At 39.0% G+C, this 25,723-nt stretch carries 11 protein-coding genes; 7 read left to right on the top strand and 4 right to left on the bottom strand.

Translation table 11 applies throughout. The features are described 5' to 3' along the window. Positions 1-3: 3 nt before the first annotated feature. A complete protein-coding gene (locus ES711_RS14575) occupies positions 4-771 on the bottom strand; it encodes a tetratricopeptide repeat protein (protein WP_146894043.1) in 768 nt (255 codons plus the stop codon). Between the two features lie 134 nt (positions 772-905). On the opposite strand from ES711_RS14575, the gene recF reads away from it, so the two are divergent. From recF to ES711_RS14555, 4 genes are all read left to right on the top strand, one after another. After that, on the top strand, positions 906-1,985 hold the full coding sequence (gene recF, locus ES711_RS14570; protein ID WP_146894042.1) for a DNA replication/repair protein RecF: 1,080 nt from the start codon (positions 906-908) through the stop codon (positions 1,983-1,985). A 58-nt stretch (positions 1,986-2,043) separates the two neighbouring features. Continuing rightward, positions 2,044-2,463 carry a lipocalin family protein gene (locus ES711_RS14565; RefSeq protein ID WP_146894041.1) on the top strand — a complete coding sequence of 140 codons (420 nt, stop codon included), beginning with the start codon at positions 2,044-2,046 and terminating at the stop codon, positions 2,461-2,463. Positions 2,464-2,580: 117 nt separating this feature from the next. Then, on the top strand, positions 2,581-2,877 hold the full coding sequence (locus ES711_RS14560; RefSeq protein ID WP_146894040.1) for a DUF721 domain-containing protein: 297 nt from the start codon (positions 2,581-2,583) through the stop codon (positions 2,875-2,877). 242 nt (positions 2,878-3,119) lie between these two features. Beyond that, positions 3,120-3,311 carry a cold-shock protein gene (locus ES711_RS14555; RefSeq protein ID WP_027125508.1) on the top strand — a complete coding sequence of 64 codons (192 nt, stop codon included), beginning with the start codon at positions 3,120-3,122 and terminating at the stop codon, positions 3,309-3,311. A 126-nt stretch (positions 3,312-3,437) separates the two neighbouring features. Here the strand turns inward: ES711_RS14555 and ES711_RS14550 are convergent, their stop codons facing one another. Next, a complete protein-coding gene (locus ES711_RS14550) occupies positions 3,438-3,857 on the bottom strand; it encodes a nucleoside-diphosphate kinase (protein ID WP_146894039.1) in 420 nt (139 codons plus the stop codon). Positions 3,858-4,029: 172 nt separating this feature from the next. Here ES711_RS14550 and ES711_RS14545 point away from each other — a divergent pair, with 172 nt between their 5' ends. Genes ES711_RS14545 through ES711_RS14535 form a run of 3 tightly spaced genes read left to right on the top strand, consistent with a single transcriptional unit; the run spans position 4,030 to position 6,755 of the window. Next, positions 4,030-5,046 carry a DHH family phosphoesterase gene (locus ES711_RS14545; protein WP_146894038.1) on the top strand — a complete coding sequence of 339 codons (1,017 nt, stop codon included), beginning with the start codon at positions 4,030-4,032 and terminating at the stop codon, positions 5,044-5,046. Continuing rightward, positions 5,043-5,591 (top strand): gliding motility-associated peptidyl-prolyl isomerase GldI, encoded by a 549-nt coding sequence (gene gldI, locus ES711_RS14540; protein ID WP_146894037.1) that lies wholly within the window; start codon positions 5,043-5,045, stop codon positions 5,589-5,591. Before ES711_RS14545 ends, gldI begins: the two co-directional genes overlap by 4 nt. A 3-nt stretch (positions 5,592-5,594) precedes the next feature. Continuing rightward, positions 5,595-6,755 (top strand): peptidylprolyl isomerase, encoded by a 1,161-nt coding sequence (locus ES711_RS14535; RefSeq protein ID WP_146894036.1) that lies wholly within the window; start codon positions 5,595-5,597, stop codon positions 6,753-6,755. 400 nt (positions 6,756-7,155) lie between these two features. On the opposite strand, the gene ES711_RS14530 is transcribed toward ES711_RS14535, so the two are convergent. After that, positions 7,156-17,985, bottom strand: coding sequence for a T9SS type A sorting domain-containing protein (locus tag ES711_RS14530; protein ID WP_146894035.1), 10,830 nt, complete (start codon positions 17,983-17,985; stop codon positions 7,156-7,158). Between the two features lie 784 nt (positions 17,986-18,769). Further along, positions 18,770-25,663, bottom strand: a complete 6,894-nt coding sequence (locus ES711_RS14525) for a LamG-like jellyroll fold domain-containing protein (protein WP_211363086.1) — start codon at positions 25,661-25,663, stop codon at positions 18,770-18,772. Positions 25,664-25,723 lie beyond the last annotated feature (60 nt).

The raw sequence follows: 25,723 nt of genomic DNA, 5'->3' as shown, positions 1-25,723 counted from the left end.
TTTTTACAAACTTGCTTGAGCCTGACCTATGAACACATCAATGTTAGATGCTTCAGTAGAATTTGGATAAGTTTCTTTTATAGTATTGAAATGATCAAGTGCCTTTTCTGTTTTACCTAAGTTTAACGCTACCGTACCCGCTTTAAATAAATACATTGGAGTTGTGTAATCGTTTTTATTTAAACTTGCCGCTTTTTCGTAATAGCTTAAAGCATCGTCTGGCTGATTTAATTGCACAAATGCATCACCAATTCTTCCTTTTGCTATTGGTGCCAGTATTTCGTCATCGCTAGAAAAACCGCCTAAATATTTAACCGTATTTTGGTAATCATTCAAATTGTAATAGGACATTCCAGCGTAATATGTCGCTAAGTTAGCAGCAGGTGTCCCACCGTATTCGTTGATGATATCCAACATCCCATACTTTCCTTCTCCGCCATTTAACGATAACGTGTATAAAGAATCTTTAGCGTTTGCACCATTCACTGCTTGTTCAAAGTATTGTTGTGCTGTAAACATTTCGTTCATGGCCTCACTCGCTTTTGGCTCTGCAATAAATTTGCTGTAGCCTAAGTACCCCAAAACCACTATGGCAATAGCCGCCACAGCACCAATAATATATTTTTGGTTCTCAACTGCCCATTCTTCTGTTTTAGAAGCTGACTCGTCCAGGGTGTTAAAAACCTCCGCCGTTGTTGAGTTGTCTTCTAAAGCTTCAGTCTTTTCAGCTTGTGTTTTTGGTTTGTATCCTCGTTTCTTATAAGTTGCCATATCGTTGTAATTTGTGCGCCGCAAAATTATAATATTTATTGGTATATAAAAGGTAAATTATTTGTTATTTTTCAATAATTTGCACATCCTTTCGCACACTTGATTAAAATCTTATTTTAAAGCGAATTTTTTACATGGTTTTAAACTCTCTTTCCTTACTAAATTACAAGAATTTTGACAGTCAGGATTTCATTTTTGATCAGAAAATCAACTGTTTTGTAGGCGCTAATGGCATCGGAAAAACCAATGTTTTAGACGCCATTTACAACTTGTCTTTTGGTAAAAGTTATTTTAATCCTATAGCCTCCCAAAACATCCGTCATGGTGAGGAGTTCTTTGTGGTAGAAGGGTTATTTGAAAAAGAGGAACGTGAAGAAAAAATCATTGTATCACTTAAAAAAGGTCAAAAAAAGATGATCAAACGCAATGGGAAAGCGTACGAAAAATTCAGTGATCATATCGGTTTTATTCCTTTAGTCATTATTTCTCCGGCAGACCGAGATTTAATTATTGAAGGTAGCGAAACCCGACGCAAATTTATTGACAGTGTGATTTCGCAAAGCGACAAGAATTACCTGAACCAACTGATCAATTACAACAAAGTTCTTCAACAACGCAATGCATTATTGAAGTATTTTGCCTTAAATAACACCTTTAACGCGCAAACTTTGGAGGTATATAACGAACAAATGCACCAATACGGCTCAGAAATATTTAAAATCAGAACACATTTCCTCGAGACCTTTATTCCGATTTTTAAAGAGCGCTATAATGCCATAAGCAATCAGCAAGAACCAGTGCACTTGAGCTATAGGAGCGATTTGTTTGAGGGCGACTTGAATTCACTGTTAAAAAGCAACATCAATAAAGATAAAGCTCTACAATACACCTCTGTTGGCATCCATAAAGACGATTTAAATTTGGAAATAGATGGGTTCCCTATTAAAAAATTTGGAAGTCAGGGGCAACAAAAATCGTTTCTGATTGCCTTAAAACTCGCCCAATTCGATTTTATAAAACAACAGAGTGGGGTCTCCCCTATTTTGCTCTTAGATGATATTTTCGATAAATTGGATGAAAATCGGGTGGCGCAAATTATTGAGTTGGTAGATAATGAAAATTTTGGCCAACTATTTATCAGCGACACACATGCTGATCGAACTGAAAACATTATTAAGCAAGTACACCAATCGTATAAAATATTTAAACTTTAAAGATTAAATCTTCCAGAAACGGCGATTGCACCATTATAAAAATTTTTAATTTTACGGCATGAAAAAGATAATCCTTTGTAGCATTTTAGTCCTAGTGATGTCCTGTAGCAACAATCCCGAAGGCTTTGTTACGCACGTCAGCGGCTATTGGGAAATTGACGAAGTCACCCTGGCAGATGGTTCTAAACGTGAATACACCTATAATGATACGGTAGACTATTTCAGTGTTACGGATAGCCTAACTGGTTTTAGAAAAAAGCTAAAACCTAGCTTTGACGGCACCTATACCACCTCTGATGACGCCGAAAGTTTAACATTAAAGCTCGAAAATGACAGCTTGAACATCTATTATTCCACGCCTTACGCTAATTGGAAAGAAACGGTTATCAAGGCTACGGAAGATCAACTTTTGATTGTAAACGAACAAAATGTAAGGTATCTTTACAAACGCTTTGAACCCATCATAGTGGAGAAATAACAGATAACCCTCAGCGGCATAATCATACAAACAATACAATTTCCTATTGATTGTGTAGGCCTTGAATCTGTTATCTTAGCAATTTAATTTCACCGAACACCTTGTAAACATTCCTTCATGGCCAAACGCACTAAAGACAATCTCTCCATCAGCGAGCTTCTTCAAGAATTTGTAGACACGAATAAACTACAAACAGGATTGGACAAGGTTAACGTCAGAGATGCTTGGGCGCAAATGATGGGCAACGGAGTGAACAATTACACGACCGCCATTCAATTGGAGCGGGAAACCTTGTATGTTCAACTAAGTTCAAGTGTATTAAGGGAAGAATTAAGTTATGGGAAAGAGAAAATCATTACGATGCTCAACGAATCTCTGGGTAAAGATGTGATAAAGAAGTTGGTATTGCGCTAAGAAAATCTGCCATTGCCATTAAGCAATAGCGAGCTCATTTAATTGATTCGCAACGTTTTTAGAGATGGAGATTCTTAAATTTATAACATTTTATTCGATGGTCTACTTTTCTAATTTGCCCTCAGCCCAACAAATTCGGTCGCTAGCCTCATCTTAAAATATTTATGGCCTAAAAAGTAGTTTGTATTCTTTTTGGCACTATCTTTGAATTATTATATACAATTAATTTAATATTTATTACAATGAGTAAAGGAACAGTAAAATTTTTCAACGATGCTAAAGGCTTCGGTTTTATCGTAGAAGAAGGAAACAACAAAGAACATTTTGTTCACATTTCAGGTTTAATTGACGAAATTCGTGAAGGCGATGAAGTTGAATTCGATCTAACAGAAGGAAAAAAAGGATTAAACGCAGTTAACGTAAAAGTTATCTAATATATAAGCTTTTTTAAATGTAAAGGCCCGCAACATTGTTGCGGGCCTTTTTGCTTTTAATGGTATTCCAAAAAAAAAAGCTCGGAACAAGGTTCCACGCTTTTTGTATTAAAAATGTTCCGAAATTTAAAACATCTCTCTTCCAGCAAAATGAAATGCGCTTTCAATAGCTGCATTTTCATCGCTATCACTCCCGTGAACTGCATTTTCTCCAATAGAAGCTGCATATAATTTACGGATGGTTCCTTCAGCTGCATCTGCAGGATTGGTTGCACCAATTAGAGTTCTAAAATCTTCAACCGCATTTTCTTTTTCTAAAACGGCAGCTACAATTGGTCCACGCGTCATATATTCTACCAATTCGCCGTAAAAAGGTCTTTCGCTGTGTACAGCATAAAACTCTTGTGCATCAGCAGTAGTCATGTGGGTTAATTTTAATGCTACAATTCTGAAGCCTGAAGCACTGATTTTTTCTAAGATTGCACCGATGTGTCCTTTTTCGACTGCATCTGGCTTAAGCATTGTAAATGTTCTGTTAGTTGCCATATTTGTAATTTAATTAATTCTAATTTATATAATTCTTTAAGAGTTGGACCCGTTTCATAGAGTCCGTTACATGGTCAAAGCGTATAAACCACTGATAAATTTCGTGCAAAAGTACGGCATTTATCAATAAAAACCATATTATGGATATTAAAAAATTGTATCTTCGCGGGCTATGACTGATCAAGATATTAAAGAAATTAAGGCACTTTTATCTGCGCCTAAGCACATTGTTATTGTGCCCCATAAAAACCCTGATGGAGATGCTATGGGGTCTACTTTAGGACTCTACCACTTTCTTACCGAGCAGAATCATACCGCCACGGTGATTGCCCCCAATGATTATCCTGATTTTTTAAAATGGTTACCGGGCCAAGAACATGTGGTGATTCATGAATCGGACAAAGTCCGAGCAGAAGCTTTAATCGCCGAAGCAGACCTGATATTTACCCTCGATTTTAACGCGCTTCACCGCTCAGGACAAATGGAAACGCCATTAGCGAATTCGGATGCCCTTAAAATCATGATTGATCATCACCAACAACCCGACGATTACGCTACCTATATGTTTAGCGATGTGGCGATGAGTTCCACCTGTCAAATGGTCTATCATTTTATGGTCATGCTAGAGGCCACCGCAGCTATTGAAACCAAAATTGCTACCTGTTTATATGCGGGGATTTTAACAGATACGGGTTCTTTCAGATTCCCGTCATCTACAAGTACCACCCATATTGTAGCGGCGGAATTGATCGATAAAGGTGCGGACCATTCAGAAATTTATAACGCCATATACGACACCAATAGTTTTGAGCGTTTACAATTATTAGGGATCGCGCTTAAAAATTTAAAAATCCTGCCTGAATACAGAACTGCTTATATTACACTTACTCAAGAAGAGTTGAATGCCTCAAATTTCAGGAAAGGCGACACTGAAGGTTTTGTAAATTATGGACTTTCGATCAAAGATGTAATTTTCGCGGCCATCTTTATAGAGCACAAACAAGAGGGCATTATAAAGATTTCCCTCCGTAGTAAAGGTGATTTTTCTGTCAACGAATTCTCTCGTGCCAACTTTGGCGGAGGCGGTCATACCAACGCTGCAGGCGGAAAAAGCGACCTCAGTTTAAATGAAACCGTTGAAAAATTTATTAGTATATTGCCTAGCTATAAACATAACTTAAATTTATGATAAGAGCCATTCTTCTCATGTGCACTCTAGCTATTGCTATCAGTAGTTGCAAATCGCCTGAAGCCAGAAGACCTATATCTCAAAAAACAGGATCTTTTATAAAAATATCTGCGGAGCGTAACAAAAAATTAAATGCTGAAGAGACGGTGAAAATTCAGAATATTATAGAAAAAGATACTTCTAGAACATTCATTGCCTCAGAGAGCGGCTTTTGGTATTATTACAACACTAAGGTCGAAAAAGATACCATTACACCAACCTTTGGAGACATTGTCAATTTTGATTATGACGTCAAGGATTTTAATGGGAATGACATTTATGCGGATGAGGACATCCAACCTCGCGATTATGCCATGGATCAGGAAGAACTATTTACAGGACTCCGAGAAGGTTTAAAACTTATGAAACCAGGTGAAACCGTCACCTTTTTATTTCCTTCCCAAAAAGCTTACGGTTACTATGGTGACAAAAATAAGATTGGCACCAACACTCCGGTGATATGCGAAGTGACCGTAAATTCAATAATTCAAAACCAAAACGAATAAACTATGCGATTGATTAGAAAAGGCTTTGGCCTGTTATTAGTAATGCTCCTTATTACAGCAACAGCCTGTAATGACAAATATCCAGATTTAGAAGATGGATTGTACACAGAAATTATCACCAATAAAGGGACGATGGTCTTCCGTTTGGAATACCAAAAAGCCCCGGTAACCGTTGCCAATTTCATTTCATTGGCAGAAGGCACCAATACGCTTGTAGACAGCGCTTATATTGGTAAAAAATACTACAATGGGTTGACCTTTCACAGAATAATTGACGAATTCATGATTCAAGGTGGCGACCCGACTGGTACAGGAAGTGGTAGTCCCGGCTATAAGTTCAACAATGAAATTTCTGAAGATCTGAAACACGATAAAGTAGGGACCTTATCTATGGCCAATTCTGGTCCAAACACTAATGGCAGCCAGTTTTTCATCACTGAAGGTGCAACCCCAAATTTAGACGGTGGGTATAATGTTTTTGGATATATCGTTATGGGAGAAGATGTGTTACACACCTTAGCAGGTGTTGAAACAGCACCAGGCGATAAACCTGTCGATCCGGTAATTATGGAAGAAGTCAACATCATCAGAAAAGGGAAAGACGCTAAAAACTTTGATGCTCCCGTACTATTTAAAGAGCATTTTGCTAAGGCTGAAGAAGAAGAAAAAGAACGTCTTGCTCAAGCAGAAGCTGCACAAAAAGAGAGAGACGAGAAAACTGCTACCGCTGCTGCTGACATGAAGCCTGCATTAGACACGTATGAAGGAAAGGCTAAAACATTGGCTTCAGGATTGAAGATGTACAATATTACAAAAGGTGCCGGTGAGAAGCCAAAAACTGGCGATACGGCACAACTGTATTACGAAGGCTACTTTACAGACGGCCGTTTGTTTGATAGTAACGTTAAAAGTGTAGAAGAAAACTACGGCATGTATAATGAGCAAAAAGATCAGGCTCAGATGTACGGCCCAATGCCTACTAAAATTGGACCTGATGCCCCGATGATCGCTGGATTCAGAGAAGCCGCGTCACAAATGCGTGTGGGTGATAAATCCTACTTCTTTTTGCCATCGCACTTGGCTTACGGCGAACGCGGTAATCGTGTGATTCCTCCAGGAACGGATTTGATTTTTATCATTGAAATGGTAGGGATTGAGAAGTAACTAAAAAACTTAGAGGCGTTTAGTAACCTGTGATTCTACAGGTAAACTAAAACGACTTACATAACAAACCGCTCCTACATCTGGGGCGGTTTTTTTGTGGTTTGTAGACACATTTAAAAACAATACAACTTACCTCTTCCATCTCTCCCCTTCTGAATTTTAGGATCTAAAACATCTACTTATGATCTTCTCAATATGTTAGTTTCTGAACTTGAGCGCAGTCATATTACCATTAGAGTAGTAACCTTATAATATAAAAGCAATTAGTCAACTACTGATTACCCATAACCCCGATCCCATAAATGGCGCATCTTTCTTAAAAGAAAAAACCGTTCCCATCTCAAGGATGAAAACGGTTTTAGGAATTGTATGCAATGAGCTAGTTATCTACATCATACTCTTAAAACTTAAGCACAATCTTCTTATTAACAATGCCTGTATCGGTTTGGATTTTTATCACATAGTTACCATCTGGCAAGTTTCGCACCGGAATCTTCATCTCATTGGAGATGGTCGTATTGGTAGCGTTCCACGCTTGCACGGTTTGTCCGATAATGTTCACCAAATACACTTGTTTTACGTGAACCTCGTTTGGCGTTTGAATAAAGATTTCATCGGTATTCTGTAAAAATTTCACCACGACATTTTTGAAGTCTTCATCTATGATAGATAAGGTGTTGTCGTCCTTGAAGGCCAAATAGAAACGTTTGTCATAATTTCCTGCACTGAGCGAAATTTCAAAACTGGTGTTATTAATTTGATGATAGGTATCTAACAGTGAATCATAAATATAAACAGCTATGTCCTCACTGAAATTTTCCAATTCCGTCAGTTTAATCTCTATAGCACCATCTTTTGACAATTGCATAGCGAAAGGAAATTTCTTGGTATCTTCAAAAGCACCTACACCCTGAATAATGTATTTCGATTCATTAATTAACCAAGATAAATCATTTGGGAATGCATCTCTATTTACCGCATCATAGCCATAATCCACACCATCAGTTGCTAAATTATTCGGAACAAATCCTAATAACAATGGACGAATGCCGCCTTCTGGAGATTTAAATTCTAAACGTATACGTTTAATTGAATCTTTCTTAGGAGTATTAGTTTTGTAATTGGAGCCTCCAGACTTACCTCCATCAACCCCTCTTAAAAATATTGAGCTACCATCAACTTCACGTTGGAATACTCTCTGACTATTTTTAAAAATTATGTCACCACCTTTAGTGCTATCAGCTGATACAAAAAATCCTTGACCAACAGGTATATATCGTCCAGGACGTTTTACTCCATTTCCACCTACTATAACCACCCCATCAGCGGTAGGAAGAGGTTTAACTGCCATTATGCCACCACTAAGGTTATAAGTAGCATAACCGCCTTCATACTCTCGTAAAATATGCGTATTGTTAACGCCGAAGTGATCCCAAAATTTTAAAGAAACATTTCCAAGACTACTTATATTATCTTTGATGAATTCATCGGCATCAATAGCAGATGGATACGGATTACCAATTAATGCATCATTACCTGCAGAAATTAAATTTGTAATAGTACCATTATTTGGTTTTCCTATAAATACATAGTTTTGAGTAGCAGTAGTTGCGCCACTGCCTTTCATGGTGTATCCTAACCCAGAATTAATCACGGTACCCTCATTTATTCTTACCCAAGCACTATAAGTGTTAGAAACACTATTAGCGTATGTGGTCAGCCAACGACTACTTATTTGAATTGGCGGTCCTGGAGTGCCATCCCGACCTGTAGTCCACGTAATTGTACCTGGAGAAGCAGATGACGTACCATCTTTTAGTACGCTCGCAATTGTAAAACTATTTGCGGCACCGCCTTGTGAGACTACTGGAGATCCCCAATAGTTATAATTATATAAGTTGCCTGTCCCTTGTTGGTCACGTTTTATGTTTCCAGTACTAGCTGGATCTAAAATTCCACCTTCATCTTGTATTAGTTGTGACTCTCCAACAAGATCTATGATACCGTTAAGTTTTAAGTAATGCGTGACTCGTAAACCTTGACCATCATTTTCTTCAGGTTTTATTGTAACTGTTGGATCTTTAATGCTCAATTTATTAGCATCTACTAGTAAACCAAGGACTGTAATATCTTTATCTCCCGATAAAATATTGTTTGAAGTTCTAACGATATTCCAATCAATAGGCGTATTGTTAAAACCTGTACTATTTGGATAATCCCAAACAGAATCTCCATAACTCCATGGTGTTCCAGCACCTATGGTATTCCAGCTACCGTCAGCTTTTGTAACATATGGCAATGGGGCAGAATTTTCCTGTAAGGTTGTCATATTTCTTAATTTACCATTTGCAGTACTAGCCAAGTTAGGCGTATAACCACCGCTCAATATGTTATTTGATAGCAACTTATAATAACCTACAAGATTTGTATATGGAAGCCCTGGAGCAGGCATTGGGATTTCTACACCAATATTTGCGCCTGATTGTAATCTTTGGTTCATTAAGAATCTAATTTGATCTTGCGAAATATTTCCATTCCATATACGGACTTCTTCTATCCATCCAGAGAAAAAGTTCGTGGCATTTGGAGGTGTCCATTTTGCACCAATGAAAGATCGACTTGTTCCAGAGGCGGATATTGTTGTACCTGTATTAATACCGTCCAAATATAATTGACCATTTGAATCAACAGCAATATGATACCATCTGGTATTAGGAATAACAGTTGGAAGGTTGGACATATTAATTTCCCGATTTTTAGTACTTATGATAGTTCCCGTAGAAGCTTCAGGACGGATCCAGGCTTCTATACTATAATTCCCAGTATAATCGCCAATATCAACAAAATCATCTACGCCATCAAAATCAAGGGCGATACAATTTTGTACATTTATTACAATTGAAGTATAGACAGGTGGACAAGGATTTACTCTGATATCATTGACGCTACGGCTCATTGTCCATCGTAGTGTATACGCTCCTTCATTAAGTGCATTAAAAATTGCATTAGGATTTTTAATAGGATCCGAAGTATCATTTGAATCTGGATTCGAAAAAGAATAATCCGTTGGTGCAATTCCTACAACTTCCCAGAATGGAGCGTCATAACCGTCTGGCGTTGGAAAAGTAAGACTACTCCCCTGTTTCAGTCCTTTTAATTGAGCCTCTAATTGGAAATCGTTTTTACCGCAGGCTGCTGGAGACGGCGCTTTAGCAGTTGAAGTATATTTGTCGAATACGTAAATACTAACAGTTTCAGAATTATTGGGATCAGCACTTCTACATTCACTACCGTCATCAGTAACTATAAAAGAAGTAATAGTATATGTATTCAATCCAATTTTATCAGGTGTGACAGTGATGTTTTGCTGATTATTCACCGTTATCACCTCCCCCTGAGCATTGGTATAAGTCCAAACCGAGGCAATATTAAGTGGAGGATTTGCGATAGCAATATTATCTATAGCCCAAATACTTCTAAGATCATTATTTGGATCATTTCTTCCATCAAAGGTGAACTTAATTTTTAAATTTGCTAATCCTACATATTGCGATAAATCAAAACTTCTAATGTTTCCACTAAAATTCCCATAATTTTTTGTCCGTGCTACTCCATCTGCCTCTATATTAAATGGTCCGTCACGCAAAACTATGGTATAGTTTTCTCCGCCATCTAACGACAATTCGATTTTCATCGTTGTATTCGGATTCATAATAAATGCTTCTTGGAATCGAAGGGTAGCTTCAGACAACCCGAATGTGTTAAATGTGGGTGTTTCCATAGTAGAAAGATTCTTGCCACTCACAATAGCAAACTTTTTATCACCAGAATCAAAAGTGATAGAACCATCCCTTGTATCAAAAGGATGGTCATTAGTTTCTGACCATCTATTAGGTCTCGTATTATTACCATTTGCCGGAAAATTATTTCCGGGATCTTCGTCTATTATCCACCCTGTAGGATTCGCATTATTAAAAGATCCTCCACCAGCGATTTGAGTACTAGTAGAATAATTTAATTGCGAAGTTAATTTTACCTGTGTTCCAAAACAGACTTCTGAAAAACTAGCTTGTACAGGACTTGGTTTTATATCAGCAGGAATTACGCTAATGACGGCAAACTTAGAGTAAGTTAAGCCGCAAGAGCCACTAGAAATAACGGCTCTAAATAAAGTTGTTTTAGTAAGCCCTGAATATCCAGAATAAGAGTAAGTATTCTCTGTATTTGGAATATCTGTCCAAGAAGTTGGAACGGAAGGATTATCCGTTGTTTGCCATTTCACTACCGATCCTGTCGCACCAGTAAGCTCTATAGCTCTCGCAGAGCCTGATGTAGCATTATGACACACTAAATATGTTGCTTTATTAAGACCACTGAACAATAATTCACCTCCTACTGGTTTGGGGTCAATTTTTATGGTCCCTGTTATAGATTCTACACTGCATCCACCGGTCAGTGTGATGGTATAAATTGTTGGACCACCTGCTGCAGTTGGAGTTCCACTTATTTTAACTATATTATTTACCCAAGTTCCGGTAACACCAGCTGGTAATCCAGAAAATGAAGCGCCAGTCGCACCAGTGGTTACATATGTTATATCAGTAAGCGGAGTATTAACACAAAGGGATTGTGCATTCGTACCCGAAGCTGAAGTTAGCGTAATTGTATTAGACGGTTTAACTGTAATTGTCCCCTTTGGCTTCTCTCCAATACATCCCCCAGTAAGAGTTACTGTATAATCAAATGAACCAACTTCAGTAGGCTTGCCACTGATGGTGACAATATTTCCTGACCATGCACCTGTTACTCCTGCTGGTAATCCAGAAAATGAAGCTCCAGTAGCACCAGTGGTGGCATACGTAATATTCGTAATCTGAGTATCAATACAAACGGATTGTGCAGTTGAAGTCGAAGCTGAAGTTAGCGAAAATGTATTAGTTGGATCGACATTAATTGTCCCTGCTATAGGTTCTATACTGCATCCCCCGGTTAGTGTGACGGTATAGGTTGTTGGACCACCTGCTGCAGTCGGGGTTCCGCTTATTTTAACAGTATTATTTACCCAAGTTCCGGTAACACCAGCTGGTAATCCTGAAAATGTAGCTCCTGTAGCACCCGTGGTGGCATAGGTGATATCAGTTAGCGGAGTATTCTTACAAACGGATTGTGCATCTGTATCCGAAGCCGAAGTTAGCGTAAATGAATTAGTTGGATCGACATTAATTGTCCCTGTTATAGGTGCTACACTGCATCCCCCAGTTAGTGTGACGGTATAAGTTGTTGGACCATCTTCTGCAGTCGGGGTTCCGCTTATTTTAACGGTATTGTTTACCCAAGTTCCGGTAACGCCAGCTGGTAATCCTGAAAACGTAGCCCCAGTAGCACCAGTAGTGGCATAGGTGATATCAGTTAGCGAAGTATTAATACAAACGGATTGTGCATCTGTACCCGAAGCTGAAGTTAGCGTAATTGAATTAGTTGGATCGACATTGATTGTACCTGTCATAGGTGCTACACTGCATCCCCCGGTTAGTGTGACGGTATAATTTGTTGGACCATCAACTACAGTTGGGGTTCCGCTTATTTTAACAGTATTGTTTATCCATGTTCCGGTAACGCCAGCTGGTAATCCTGAAAATGTAGCTCCAGTAGCACCAGTGGTGGCATAGGTGATATCAGTTAGCGGAGTATTAATACAAACGGATTGTGCATTTGTACCCGAGGCTGAAGTTAGCGTTATTGTATTAAACGGATCGACATTAATTGTCCCTGTTATTTCTGCGTCACCACACCCCCCGGTAAGAGTGACGGTATAATTAAATGGACCACCAACTTCAGTAGCTATGCCATTAATTTTAACTGTATTGTTTGCCCAAGTACCGGTAATGCCAGCGGGTAATCCAGAAAATAAAGCGCCAGTAGCACCAGTGGTGGCATACTTGATTTCGGTAAGTGTTGTATTAATACATAGGGTCTGATTGTCTGTATTTACAGCTGAGGTAAGTGTTATAGTGTTGTTAGGATTTACTTTGAGGTTAGCAGGCTTTGATATGGTTTGTAAACACGTACCATCCGTAGCACTGACTACCACATCGTAACTTCCTGAATTACTTTCTGTTGCTCCAGTAAAAGTTAAAGTATTGGTGGTGGCACCTGTGATATTGCCCCCGTTAGAAATCGGAAATCCCCCTTTTCTCCATTGATAACTGAGTCCTGTTCCTGTGGCCGCAACCGACATTGTTGTTGAGCTCCCTTCACAAATTGTTTGAGGAGTAGTAGGTTGATTATCAATTTTTATATCCTCGTTCACATTAAGAACTGCATCAGTCGAGGTAACATTTCCACAGGGAGATATGCCTTTTACAACAACTGTGTAAGTTCCTGCATCTCCTAAAATTGTGTTGTTAATTGTATAAGTAGATGCTGTAGCACCGGCAATATTAGTGCCTCCCTTTTGCCACTGATAAGAAATGCCGCTTCCGGTTGCGGATACAGAAAAACTAACAGAGAATCCTGAACAAATTGTTTGGGATGTTGCTGGTTGCCCTGTGATTGCAGGTGGAGCATTTACAGTCACCGACCCTGAAACATTACTTTTAACTGGAGGAGTACAAGTTCCACTAACAATAACATAATAATACAAAGTGCCGCTAGCAGTAGTTTTTGGAGTATAGTTTTCAGAGGTTGCTCCCGCACCTAAGGATGTTCCACCACTATTTGAATTAGCGGTATTACTGTACCATTGATAACTTAAACCTGGTCCGGTAGCTGTGACTGATAGTTCAGTGGCAGCACCATTCAAACATAATGTTTGGGAGGTTGATGAAGGTTGAGTTGTGATTGCCGGCGCTGCATTTACAGTCACTAACCCTGAAACATTACTGGTTTCTGGTGGAGCACAGGTTCCACTAACACTGACATAATAATATAATGTTCCGGCAGTACTTGTTAAAGGGGTATAGGTTGCAGAGGTTGCGCTGGCACCTAAGGATGTTCCGCCACTATTTGAGTTAGCAGTGTTGCTGTACCACTGATATTTTAATCCAGCTCCTGTAGCTGTAACTGATAGTTGTGTGGCAGCAGCATTCAAACATAAAGTTTGAGCAGTTGTTGATGGTTGAACTGTAATTGCCGCCGCTGTACTTACGGTCACAGCCCCTGAAACATTACTGGATACTGGCGGAGTACAAGTTCCACTGACAATTACATAATAATACAAAGTTCCCGCAGCACTTGCTAAAGGGGTATAGGTTGCAGAGGTTGCTCCAGCACCTAAGGATGTTCCGCCACTATTTGAGTTAGTGGTGTTGCTGTACCATTGATACATTCGTCCGGCTCCTGTTGCAGTTATTGATAGTTCTGTAGCACTTTCATTTAAACATAGAGTTTGAGCAGATATTGAAGGTTGAACTGTGATTGCAGGTGCTGAATTTACGGTCACTAACCCTGAAACACTGCTAGTTACTGGCGGAGTGCAGGTGCCACTGACAATTACATAATAATAATATAAGGTTCCCGCAGCACTTGCTAAAGGGGTATAGGTTGAAGAGGTCGCTCCCGCACCTAAGGATGTTCCACCACTATTTGAGTTAGCGGTGTTGCTGTACCACTGATATTTTAATCCAGTGCCTGTTGCTGTAACTGATAGTTCTGTGGGAGCATCATTCAAGCATAAAGTTTGAGGAGTTGTTGAGGGTTGTCCAGTAATTGCAGGCGGTGCATTTACAGTCACTAATCCTGATACATTACTTGTTACTGGCGGAGTACAAGTTCCACTGACCACTGCATAATAATATAAGGTTCCCGCGGCATTAGTGGATGGGGTGTAGGTTGAAGAGTTTGCTCCTGAACCTAAGGATGTTCCGCCACTATTTGATTTAGCGGTGTTGCTATACCATTGAATAGTTGTACCGGCTCCTGTTGCTGTAACCGATAGTTGTGTGGCAGTAGCATTCAAACATAAAGTTTGAGGAGTTGTTGAGGGTTGTCCTGTGATAGCTGGTGGGGCATTTACTGTCACTTTCCCTGAAACACTACTAGTTAAAGCCGGCGTACAAGTTCCACTGACAGTTACATAATAATATAAAGCGCCCACAGCATTTGTTTTTGGGGTATAGGTTGAAGAGGTTGCCCCCGCACCTAAGGATATTCCGCCGGTATTTGAGTTAGTGGTGTTGCTATACCATTGATAAGTTAATCCGGCTCCTGTTGCAGTAACCGATAGTTGTGTGGCAGCAGTATTCAAACATAAAGTTTGAGAAGCGATTGAGGGTTGCGCTGTGATTGCCGGTGGGGCATTTACGGTTAAGATCATTTCGTCCGCAACTACAGGACAGTTCACATTCCCCGGTTCCTGTGTACTAATAAAGCTGAGTTTAATTATTCCTGTATATGATGCAGGTGGAGTATATGTAGGTTTTAGATCTGTGCTATTGCTGAATGCTCCTACAGCTGGATTCGCAGTCCAATTAAATTTATTAGCATAACCGTTATTTTCACCTGAGAGAGCAATTGAGCCCCCCATGCATATACTTGCGTCTAGGCCTGCATAAAGCGAAGCCGACTTATTCACACTTACAACTAATGTTTCCTGAGAACTAGTTCCGCAAGTATTTTTAGCATTAGCGCGTATGTTATAATTTCCTCCTGAGCCCGCTGCACCTGTTACATCTACAGTTATTGTATTAGTTCCTGCGCCATTGGTGATGACCCATCCGTTAGGGATGCTCCAGTCATAGTTTGATATGTTATCATCTGAATTAACTCTATAGATTAAACCTGAAGCAGGTGGGCATATTCCGGATTTAACATTAACATTTCCGGATGATGCCACGAATACAGGTTTTGTTGGCGGAGTATAACTTGTCATCGGAATAATATCACTTGTCGCAGTGGCAGATGAAGTACAAGTAGCGCTTGAAGTCATTACAACGGAAATTTGAGATCCAATTGCAAGTGAGTTAGCAACATATGTTGGGCTGTTGGTTCCCACACTAGTCGTCCCATTTTTCCATTGATACGATGGTGAAGTCCCACCATTTACCGGAGTCGCAGTAAATGTAACCGGTGTTGATCCAGAAGGTGCGGTTGCACAAATTGATGTAGAGGAAGAAGTTATTGATACAGTTGGTGTTACCGTAGGGTTTACAACTACAGTTGTTGTTGCCACACCACTCGTACACCCGGATACAGTGGCGGTCACATTATAATTACCTGCCGTCGCTCCAGTTGCACTTGAAATGCTCGGGTTTTGAGTATTACTTGTAAAACCGTTAGGTCCTGTCCAAGAATAGGTTGCACCTGAAATTGTACTCGCTGTTAAATTTATTGTTCCATTTGCACATACTGAAATATTACTGATAGTAGTAGGTGCAGATGGAATTGGATTTACAACAACATTTATAGTTCCAACATTACTTGTACATCCAGAACCGGATACCGTAGCGGTCACATTATAATTACCCGCCATGGCAGCAGACGCAACAGATATGCTCGGACTTTGAGCAGTACTCGTAAAATTATTTGGCCCGGTCCAAGAATATGTTGCACCTGAAATGGCAGTCGCCGTTAGGTTAATTGTTTCTCCTACACACACTGGACCATTACTGCCAGCAGTAGGTGCTGTTGGAATTGGATTTACAATAACCTCTGTAGTTCCTGCAATACTTGTGCATCCAGATACAGTAGCGGTCACACTATAAGTTCCATTCATCGCAGCAGTAGCAACTGAAATACTCGGATTTTGAGTCGAACTTGAAAACCCCCCCGGCCCAGTCCAAGAATAGATTGCACCAGCAAAAGTACTTGCTGTTAAATTAATTGTTCCACCAACACACACTGGACCATTACTGCCAGCAGTAGGCGCAGATGGAATTGGATTTACTACTACTGTTGTGGTTCCAATGCTACTCGTACATCCTGATACAGTGGCGGTCACATTATAAATTCCAGCCATTGCAGCAGCTGCATTAGTAATAACTGGATTTTGAGCTGTACTTGTAAAACCATTTGGCCCAATCCAAGAATATGTTGCATCTGCAATGGTACTTGCAGTTAGATTGATGGTTCCTCCTGCACACACTGGACCAGCATTGTTAGCAACAGGGGCAGATGGAATTGGATTTACAATAACACTTGTATTTGCTGCTTCACTTGTGCATCCAGATACAGTAGCAGACACACTATAAATGCCATCCATCGGAGCAGTTGCACCTGAAATGATCGGATTTTGAGCAGTACTTGTAAAATTATTTGGCCCAGTCCAATAATATGTTGCACCTGTAATGAAAGAAGCTGTTAGTTCAATTGTTCCTCCTTCACACACTGGACCATTACTGCTAGCAGTAGGTGCAGATGGAATTGGATTAACAATAACATTCGTTGATCCTGCATTACTTGTACATCCAGATACTGTTGCTGTTACATTATATGTACCTGCCATCGCAGCAGATGCACCTGAAACGGTCGGATTTTGATCAGTACTTGTAAAACTATTTGGCCCGATCCAGGAATATGTCGCTCCATTAATGGTACCCGCTGTTAAATGAATTATTCCTCCCTCGCACACTGGACCATCATTTCCTGCAGTTGGTGCAGATGGAATTGGATTTACTGCTATAGTAAGATTATCACTAACAGTATTCAATGTTCCACAATCAACAAGATCAGAAGTTAAAATAACAGTTACAACGTGACCATTTTGAAGGGGTTGCGGAGGCGTAAAGGTATTAATAGTACTACTAGTGCCAACATTAACTGCGTTAACTTGCCATTGATACTTAGGAGCACTACCTCCATTAACCGATGTTGCTGTAAAGATTACTGAATTTCCTGCACAAATGGTATTATTAGTAGCATCTGAAGATATAGTAACAGTCGCAGAGCAAGCATAAGGTCTAGCAGAATCTTCTAATATCATTTTAGAATAAAAGAGTGAAGACAATGAAAATGCCTGATAGGTTGCCCAAGCATTTAAAAGGGTATGCGTTTCCTGTTTAAGAGTTTTGGATTGAAACCGATTTATAAACAAGTATTGCGATGATGTAAACCCAGACACATCCAAACCCTTAAACCGAGGTTTAACCGTTTCAATTTTAAAACCATAATATGTGTCCCTATTAATTTCCGTTGAAGTATAAATAGTGGCGTCGACCTTAGTTTTCGAAAAACTTGGGTAGGCCAATAATGCTAAAAGTATATATGAAATCGTAAATAAGTAAAAATTCTTCATACTGCGATAAAATTAAAATTGGTGTGTGAAGCACATACCATAAACCACGCAGTAAGGCTGTGATGGTCGTTGGATTTGTGTTGCGGATTATCTAAAATAATACATGATCATTTAGATAAATTAAATAATCGATAAAGGGCACAAAACAACTTTCACTTACTGTAATTGAGTTAATTACAACCTTTTGACACAAGAAGCACGAAACAAGAATACTCGTCTTTTAAGTGAAGATTCACACTATTGCAGATTGCTATACCCAGCTGTTGTTGTTTGATAAAAAGAAGTAATTTTTGATAGATTCTTATATTATTATATCGAATCATTGTTGTCCGATAAAGAATCAAGACCGCTGCGCTGTTAGAATAAAGAATTAAGACTTGTTTGCAACTAACTGACAAACAACGATCATTTAAATTAAAATCGCACATTCCCTCTCGGTAGAAACAGTTCCTAAAATGCAAGGTCTCATTTCGGAAATCTTCTAATGTCCCTTGCTTTAAATGAGTTTGTTAATTTATTATTTATTTTTATCGGACACTAATGATATCGAATCTAAAATCAATATAAATGTTTGAAGAGTTATGTCGAATCAGAAACTACAATTCGCGACTAGTCATTTGTAAAGTCACTACTAGAATAATCTTTAACTGATTGCATTAGGCATTATAATAAAGCAAAATTCTATCAGAATGATCGCCCATGTCTAAAAAAAAAAAAAAACGAACCTAACTTCAAGTCAGATTCGGTTTTAAGAGCTATTTTTCAACCTGTCTCAATGATAGGCCTAATACTTAATGATTAATTTTTTGTTTAGTGTGCCCGTTGTGGTTTGTATTTTAACAATATAACTGCCGTCCGGTAAGTTTTTAACCGGAATTTTCATATCATTAGACAGTGTAGTGTTACTCGCATCCCAAGCTTGAACAGTTTGACCAATTATATTAATAAGAGACACTTTTTGCACCGTAATCGCTGCTGGTGTTTTAATGTAAATTTCATCAGTTTGCTGTAAATACTTTACAATGGCTATCTTCAAATCTTCATCTGCGAGGGACAAAGTATTATCTTCACTAAACGCTAGGTAGAAGCGGTTATCATAGTTCCCCGTGTCTAAGGAAAGCGCAAAACTAGAATCGTTTATGGCATGATACGTTCCTAATACTGAATCATAAATATAGACCTCAATTTCCTCACTAAAGTTTTCTAATTCAGTCAATTTAATTTCTGCAGTGCCGTTCTGTCCCATATGTAATGCAAAAGGATATTTCTTAGTTTCTATAAAGCTACCGACCCCTTGAATAATGTATTTTGAATCATTAATCATCCATGACAAATCACTTGGATAATTATCCTTATTTAATGCATCATACCCATAATCTACACCATCTGTTGCCAAATTATTAGGTGTGAATCCCAGCAATAACGGTCTGACGGTACCTTCTGGTGTTATGAAATTCAAACGAATACGCTGAATCTCCATCTTTTTCGTGTCAGATGTGCGAGATTGTACATATTTAGTACCCTTCCCTGCTCTAAAAAATTCAGAACTGTTCTCTGCTTCTCGTTTAAAAATACGTTGGCTATTTTTAAATGTAACGTCTCCTCCTTTGGTCCCGGCTGTAACAAAAAATCCTTGCCCAACGGGTATAAAGCGGCCTGGCTTTCGTGTACCCTGGCCACCAACAATTACAACACTATCCGTGGTGGACTTTGGACTTACCGCAACTTGACCACCCGTTTTATTGTACGTTGCGTAGCCACCTTTATACGCTCGCAACACATGCGTATTATTAGAGTCAAAGTGTTCCCAAAACTGCAGAGATCCTTCCTCTAGACTACTCTCATTATCATCAATAAAGGCATCAGCATCAATCGCCGACGGATATGGATTGCCAACCAAAGCATCATTGCCCTTTGATATGTTTGTGGAAATAGTGCCATTGTTGGGTCTCCCGATGAACACATAATTTTGGGTTGGAGTATTAGCGCCACTACCCTTCATAGTATAGCCTAAACCAATATTTATGAGCGAGTTTTCATTTATTCTATCCCAGGATGCATATGTATTTGACAGCTTATTAGTATAGGTGGTTAACCATCGGTTACTTAATTTTAATGGAATTCCTGGTTGGCCATCATAACTTTTTATCCATTTAATTTCACTCGGATTACTTGAATTTGTTCCATCGTGAAGCACGCTAGAGATTGTGAAATTGCTTGCTTCACTACCACCCGATACCACCGGTGAGCTCCAATAATTATAATTAAAAAAGTTCGCCGTACCTTGTTGATCGCGTTCAATAAAACCACTACTGGCAGGTTCAAAAATACTCTCATTAATTTGTGAAGGTGTATATCTTTTTTGCACCAATTGTGACTCTCCCTCTAAATCAATAACACCATCCAATTCCAGATAGTGGGTAATCCATAAGCCTTGACCTGTGCCAGTTCCAGCAGCAGCAGTAATGCCTTCCATTGTTAATTTACCACCATCATCAATTATTAAGCCTAATAAGGTAACATCACGTGAGGCACTTATTTTATTAATGACTCTTACAATATTCCAATCTATTGGAGTTCCGTTTATACCTTTACTATTAGGTGGTAGCCATAGATTGGAGTTCCAGTTATCAGCCTTGCCAGTACCAAGATATTTCCAAGTTGTATTGGTGCCCCATAAGCCATCTTTATATGAAGAATAAGGTAAAGGTGCTGTTTTATCTTGTGCTGAATCCATATTTTTTAACTCTCCACTTATACCAGCAGTTGATTTAAAGTTTCCGCAATCATCAAAATTCATTTGGTAATAACCTATTAAATTTGACCAAGACACGCCAGATACATCAACAGGGATGATTTCACCTTGTACATTTCCAGAAACAGTTGGACTCGAAATAATTCTCTGATTCATCATTTGACGTATTTGTTCTTTGGTTAACTCAACATTCCATATTCTTACCTCATCCATCCATCCTTTAAAATTATTTATTGGATTACTTGAGTTTTTTTTACCCATTGCTCCCAAGATGGCTTTATATTTCGTTCCATCGGTAGGGTAATTAGGAGAGCCCCCTGAACCGTTAGGAACCACCAATACTCCATCAACATATAACCTATACCTTCCCGAACTTGAGTGCGTTATAGCTATATGATACCATCTTGTGTTATCAATCTTATAAGGAGATGAACTAATAGAACCATTTACATTAAAATTAAATGACACAAACCCAGCATTATCAATACTTAAATCATATCCAAAACTATTGATAACGCTATTTACTTCCCTTTTTGAAAATATTGTTTGAGTTCCATTTATTGATTCAGGTTTAACCCAAACTTCTAAGCTAAAATCATCCTTTAAACTATAACTTTCTTCACCAAAATCCACATAATTATCATTACCATCGAAGTCAATTTTTTCACAAGGTGTAATTATTATTGTGATATCATCAGAACACAATACATTCTCAATAGTCACATCAGCCCCATTTTTCAAAAGAGTACCAACAGACCAAGTTAAAGTATACTTACCAACACCTCCAGTGAATATCGCATTTGGATCATATGGATCTGAAATTTCTCCTTGACCACAATCTGAGTCACCTGTGTCAACCCTAGAAAAAGACCACATTCCACCTTTTTTTGTGGTTGTTCCGTTATCATTAAGTATCCAGTCTACTGCTGTAACAACTCCGTTAGCGTCAACCTTTGTCATTGCTCCATCTTGATCACTTTCAGGATATGGTCTTGGATTTGTACTAAGTGGATATAATGCCGCAAATTTATCATTATTAGCCGATGAAGATATTCTGTTATCGAATGCATTTAACTGTACTGATTTCGGTCCGCATTCCGCATCTGTAAATATAGCATCTACACCAGCATTAGCATTATATACAAAAACATCAGCTAAAGCAGTCTCACTACCATCATAAGTTCTGCACCCACCTACAATTGAGGTTGCTCCATACTGATAATGTCCAGGTGCAATTGGAGTAAAAGTAAAAGTTTCTTCATCTGAAAGAACTTCTCCTGCTGGATTACCTACACCATCCGTCCACTCAATCTCAGCTATTTTCTTCGAAGTTGTTGCTAAAGAAATATTATCTATTGCCCAAGCACTCTCATCTGTTGTTCCGTGAAATGTAAAACGCACACTAGCATACATACCACTAAGGTCAGAATAATTAGCCTTAATTAAATCTAAAATATTATAAGACGTATTATCATTTCCAAAATTGTAATCAGCGTTAACCTGTTGTAAAGGACTTGTATTTTGACTTCCATCACCGTTATATGTTATCGGACCTGTTATTTTAGCGCTTGAAGCATCGCCAGTTAAATTGATTGTTGTCAAAGGCCCAGTCGCATTTTTAAGAATTAATTCAAGTTTTATATAATCATCCCTTTCTAAATTAAATGCTTGATCGAAGTTTAAAACTCCAGAAATTAAATCTTCCAATGCGATACTTGGTGTTTCTAAAGTTGTTTCTTTTGATTCAGCATAAATCCAAGGATAAAAATCCTTTATCCATTTAGAGCTATAATTTCCTTGGGCAATTGCAAATTTTGGATCACCAGAATTATAATTAATCTTATAAACTTTCCCATAAGGTTTAGCACCTGTCGAACCTCCCCAATTCGCTGGTTTTCCATTGTTTGTACTAGAAGTATATTCATTTTTATCTGTAATACCATCAATAATCCATCCGTCATTAAATAATTGGCCTGATTGAAAATCTCCACCACTACTAACAATGGGATCTTGTGCTACTTCATAATACCCCGTAGCTTTCAATGTTAATGTAACACTACCAGATAAACAAATTTCAAAATTATCTGGATCTAATTCTGGAACCGATCCTACACGCTCAGTTTTTACAAAGATATCATCTGAATACTCATAGCAATCTCCTACCTTAACCAATACTCTAAAATAAGTAGAAACCATTTCTTTATCTTTAAAAAAAGCATTGTAACTATTGGTAAGATTTGCAATTATTACCCAATTAACTTCATCTCCTACTTCGTACTTTTCCCATTGCACAATTTCTCCAATTTCTTCATCTAAAGACAACGGAATGTTAATATCTCCCCCACAGGATGCGATACTAATTTCATCTGAAGAACTCTTACCGTTATAAATTCCAGTTATTGTTCCTCCATTTATAACAGGTGGAATTAATTCAATATATTGTTTTTGAGTGGAAAAGTTTCCTTCGTCATCCGTAAAAGTCCATTCAATCTCGTTAATTCCTGGTTGAACATAAGGGAAAACAATATTGCTTAGAACCCCTACGATAGTTCCATCACATTCATCTTCGGCTGTAGGAACGTGATTTAAGTCAGAAACACTTGCTATTTCACATCCGTTAATTGTATGTGTATAATTAGTTAAGCTTGCATCAATAACTGGAGCTTTTGTATCAGTAATTATAACTTTTTGTATAACTGGGTCAGTAGAGTTTCCTGAAGCATCTGTAAAAACCCAATAGATTAAATGTTCACCTATAGTATCAAACGTTAAATCCGTAAGACTCGTTGTACCTATTACTCCATTTACTCCATCACAATTATCTGTTGTTGTTGGCGGTATAACAGTTAAAGAACACTCTGCTGTAAGATCTACTAAAGTGGGGGTTACAGGATCTTCTTTATCATTAATAGTTACCGTTTTAGAATGAGTTACCATATTAACGCCATCAGTTACGGTATAGTTGATTATAGTAACTCCTTTGTTAAATCTTCTACTGCCAACTTGACCAGCTGTAGAAGCCAATGTTGTGTCACCGGTTAATGTAAAAGAAAGAGAAACCGCCGAAGAACAGTTATCACCAAAAACAGCATCTGAAACCTGAATTAAAGCGTCGCAAGTTGTCGAAGTCGTATTAGCTATAATATTTGAACCTGCAGTTAATGTTGGGGCTGTATTATCTACAACGGTAACCGTCTTAGATTTTGTAACAACAGGATTAACACCATCAGTCACAGTATAACTGATTGTTGTAACTCCTTTATTAAAGGTTCGCGTCCCAACTTGACCTAAAGTTGTGTCCAAAACTGTAGCACCGGTTAAGGTATAAGAAACAGAAGCAGAACAGTTGTCAGATAAAACGGCATCTGGAACTGTAACAGAAGCATCACAGGTTGTTGAGCTGGTGTTAACCGTTAGGTTGTGACCTGGAGTAAGTGTAGGCGGCGTACTATCAACAATAGTCACGGTTCTAGACCTCTTCACGGTGAGGTTAGCACCATCTGTCACTGTATATTCAATTGCAGTAATACCTTTATTAAATAATCTAACACCTACTTGACCAGTGGTAGGATCTAGTGTAGTAGCGCCACTTAAGGTAAAGGAAATGGAAACTGACGATTGACAGTTATCATCATATATCACGTTGGGAACGTTGACTGATGCATCACAAGTCGCAGCGTTGGTGTTTGCTGTTAGATTTTCTCCCACATTTAAGGTAGGTAATGTATTATCAATAGCGGTTAGCGTTACTATCTTAGTGTCCGTATTTCCCGCGGCATCATTAGCAGTAACCGTAACAGCTGTTGTGCCATTGTGAGCAAGGGCAACCTTAGATCCAATGGCAGGGCTTTGGGTGATGCTAACTGTACAGTTGTCCGTTGCGGAACCCCTAACATCGGGAACTGTAATCTCACAGCTGGCATCCAAATTCACGTTCTGGGTGCCTCCAACCGTAAGAATTGGTTTAGTAACATCCTTGGCGGTTAGCGTTACTATTTTAATATCCGTATTTCCAGCGGCATCTTTAGCCGTAACCGTAACAGTGATTTTCCCATTATGAGCAAGGGCAACCTTTGAACCAATGGCAGGGCTTTGGGTGATGGTAAACATACAGTTGTCCATTGCGGAACCCCTAACATCGGGAACAGTAATCTCACAGCTAGCATCCAAATTCACGTCCTGCACTGCATTCACCGTAAGAACTGGTTGAGTAACATCCTTAGCGGTTAGCGTTACAACTTTAATATCCGTATTTCCAGCGGCATCTTTAGCCGTAACCGTAACCGTGGTTGTCCCATTATGAGCAAGGGCAACCTTTGAACCAATGGCAGGGCTTTGGGTGATGGTAAACGTACAGTTGTCCGTTGCGGAACCCCTAACATCGGGAACTGTAATCCCACAGCTGGCATCCAAATTCACGTTCTGGGTGCCTCCAACCGTAAGAACTGGTTTAGTAACATCCTTGGCGGTTAGCGTTACTATTTTAATATCCGTATTTCCTGCCGCATCTTTAGCAGTAACCGTAACCGTGGTTGTCCCGTTATGAGCAAGGGCCACCTTAGACCCAATGGAAGGGCTTTGGGTGATCGTAAACATACAGTTGTCCGTTGCGGAACCCCTAACATCGGGAACAGTAATCTCACAGCTAGCATCCAAATTTACGTTCTGCACTGCATTCACCGTAAGAACTGGTTGAGTAACATCCTTGGCGGTTAGCGTTACAACTTTAATATCCGTATTTCCAGCGGCATCTTTAGCCGTAACCGTAACCGTGGTTGTCCCATTATGAGCAAGCGCAACCTTTGAACCAATGGCAGGGCTTTGGGTGATGGTAAACATACAGTTGTCCGTAGCGAAACCCCTAACATCGGGAACTGTAATCTCACAGCTAGCATCCAAATTTACGTCCTGCACTGCATTCACCGTAAGAACTGGTTGAGTAACATCCTTGGCAGTTAGCGTTACAACTTTAATATCCGTATT

Source organism: Gelidibacter salicanalis, assembly GCF_007997285.1.
GTDB lineage: Bacteria > Bacteroidota > Bacteroidia > Flavobacteriales > Flavobacteriaceae > Gelidibacter > Gelidibacter salicanalis.
The sequence above is the reverse complement of the archived record's forward strand: the minus strand, read 5'-3'. Positions and strand labels throughout refer to the sequence as shown.

Coding starts and splice junctions, on each gene's coding strand:
- ES711_RS14575 (WP_146894043.1), bottom strand. CDS start 771: ATGGCAACTTATAAGAAACGAGGATACAAACCAAAAACACAAGCTGAA.
- recF (WP_146894042.1), top strand. CDS start 906: ATGGTTTTAAACTCTCTTTCCTTACTAAATTACAAGAATTTTGACAGT.
- ES711_RS14565 (WP_146894041.1), top strand. CDS start 2,044: ATGAAAAAGATAATCCTTTGTAGCATTTTAGTCCTAGTGATGTCCTGT.
- ES711_RS14560 (WP_146894040.1), top strand. CDS start 2,581: ATGGCCAAACGCACTAAAGACAATCTCTCCATCAGCGAGCTTCTTCAA.
- ES711_RS14555 (WP_027125508.1), top strand. CDS start 3,120: ATGAGTAAAGGAACAGTAAAATTTTTCAACGATGCTAAAGGCTTCGGT.
- ES711_RS14550 (WP_146894039.1), bottom strand. CDS start 3,857: ATGGCAACTAACAGAACATTTACAATGCTTAAGCCAGATGCAGTCGAA.
- ES711_RS14545 (WP_146894038.1), top strand. CDS start 4,030: ATGACTGATCAAGATATTAAAGAAATTAAGGCACTTTTATCTGCGCCT.
- gldI (WP_146894037.1), top strand. CDS start 5,043: ATGATAAGAGCCATTCTTCTCATGTGCACTCTAGCTATTGCTATCAGT.
- ES711_RS14535 (WP_146894036.1), top strand. CDS start 5,595: ATGCGATTGATTAGAAAAGGCTTTGGCCTGTTATTAGTAATGCTCCTT.
- ES711_RS14530 (WP_146894035.1), bottom strand. CDS start 17,985: ATGAAGAATTTTTACTTATTTACGATTTCATATATACTTTTAGCATTA.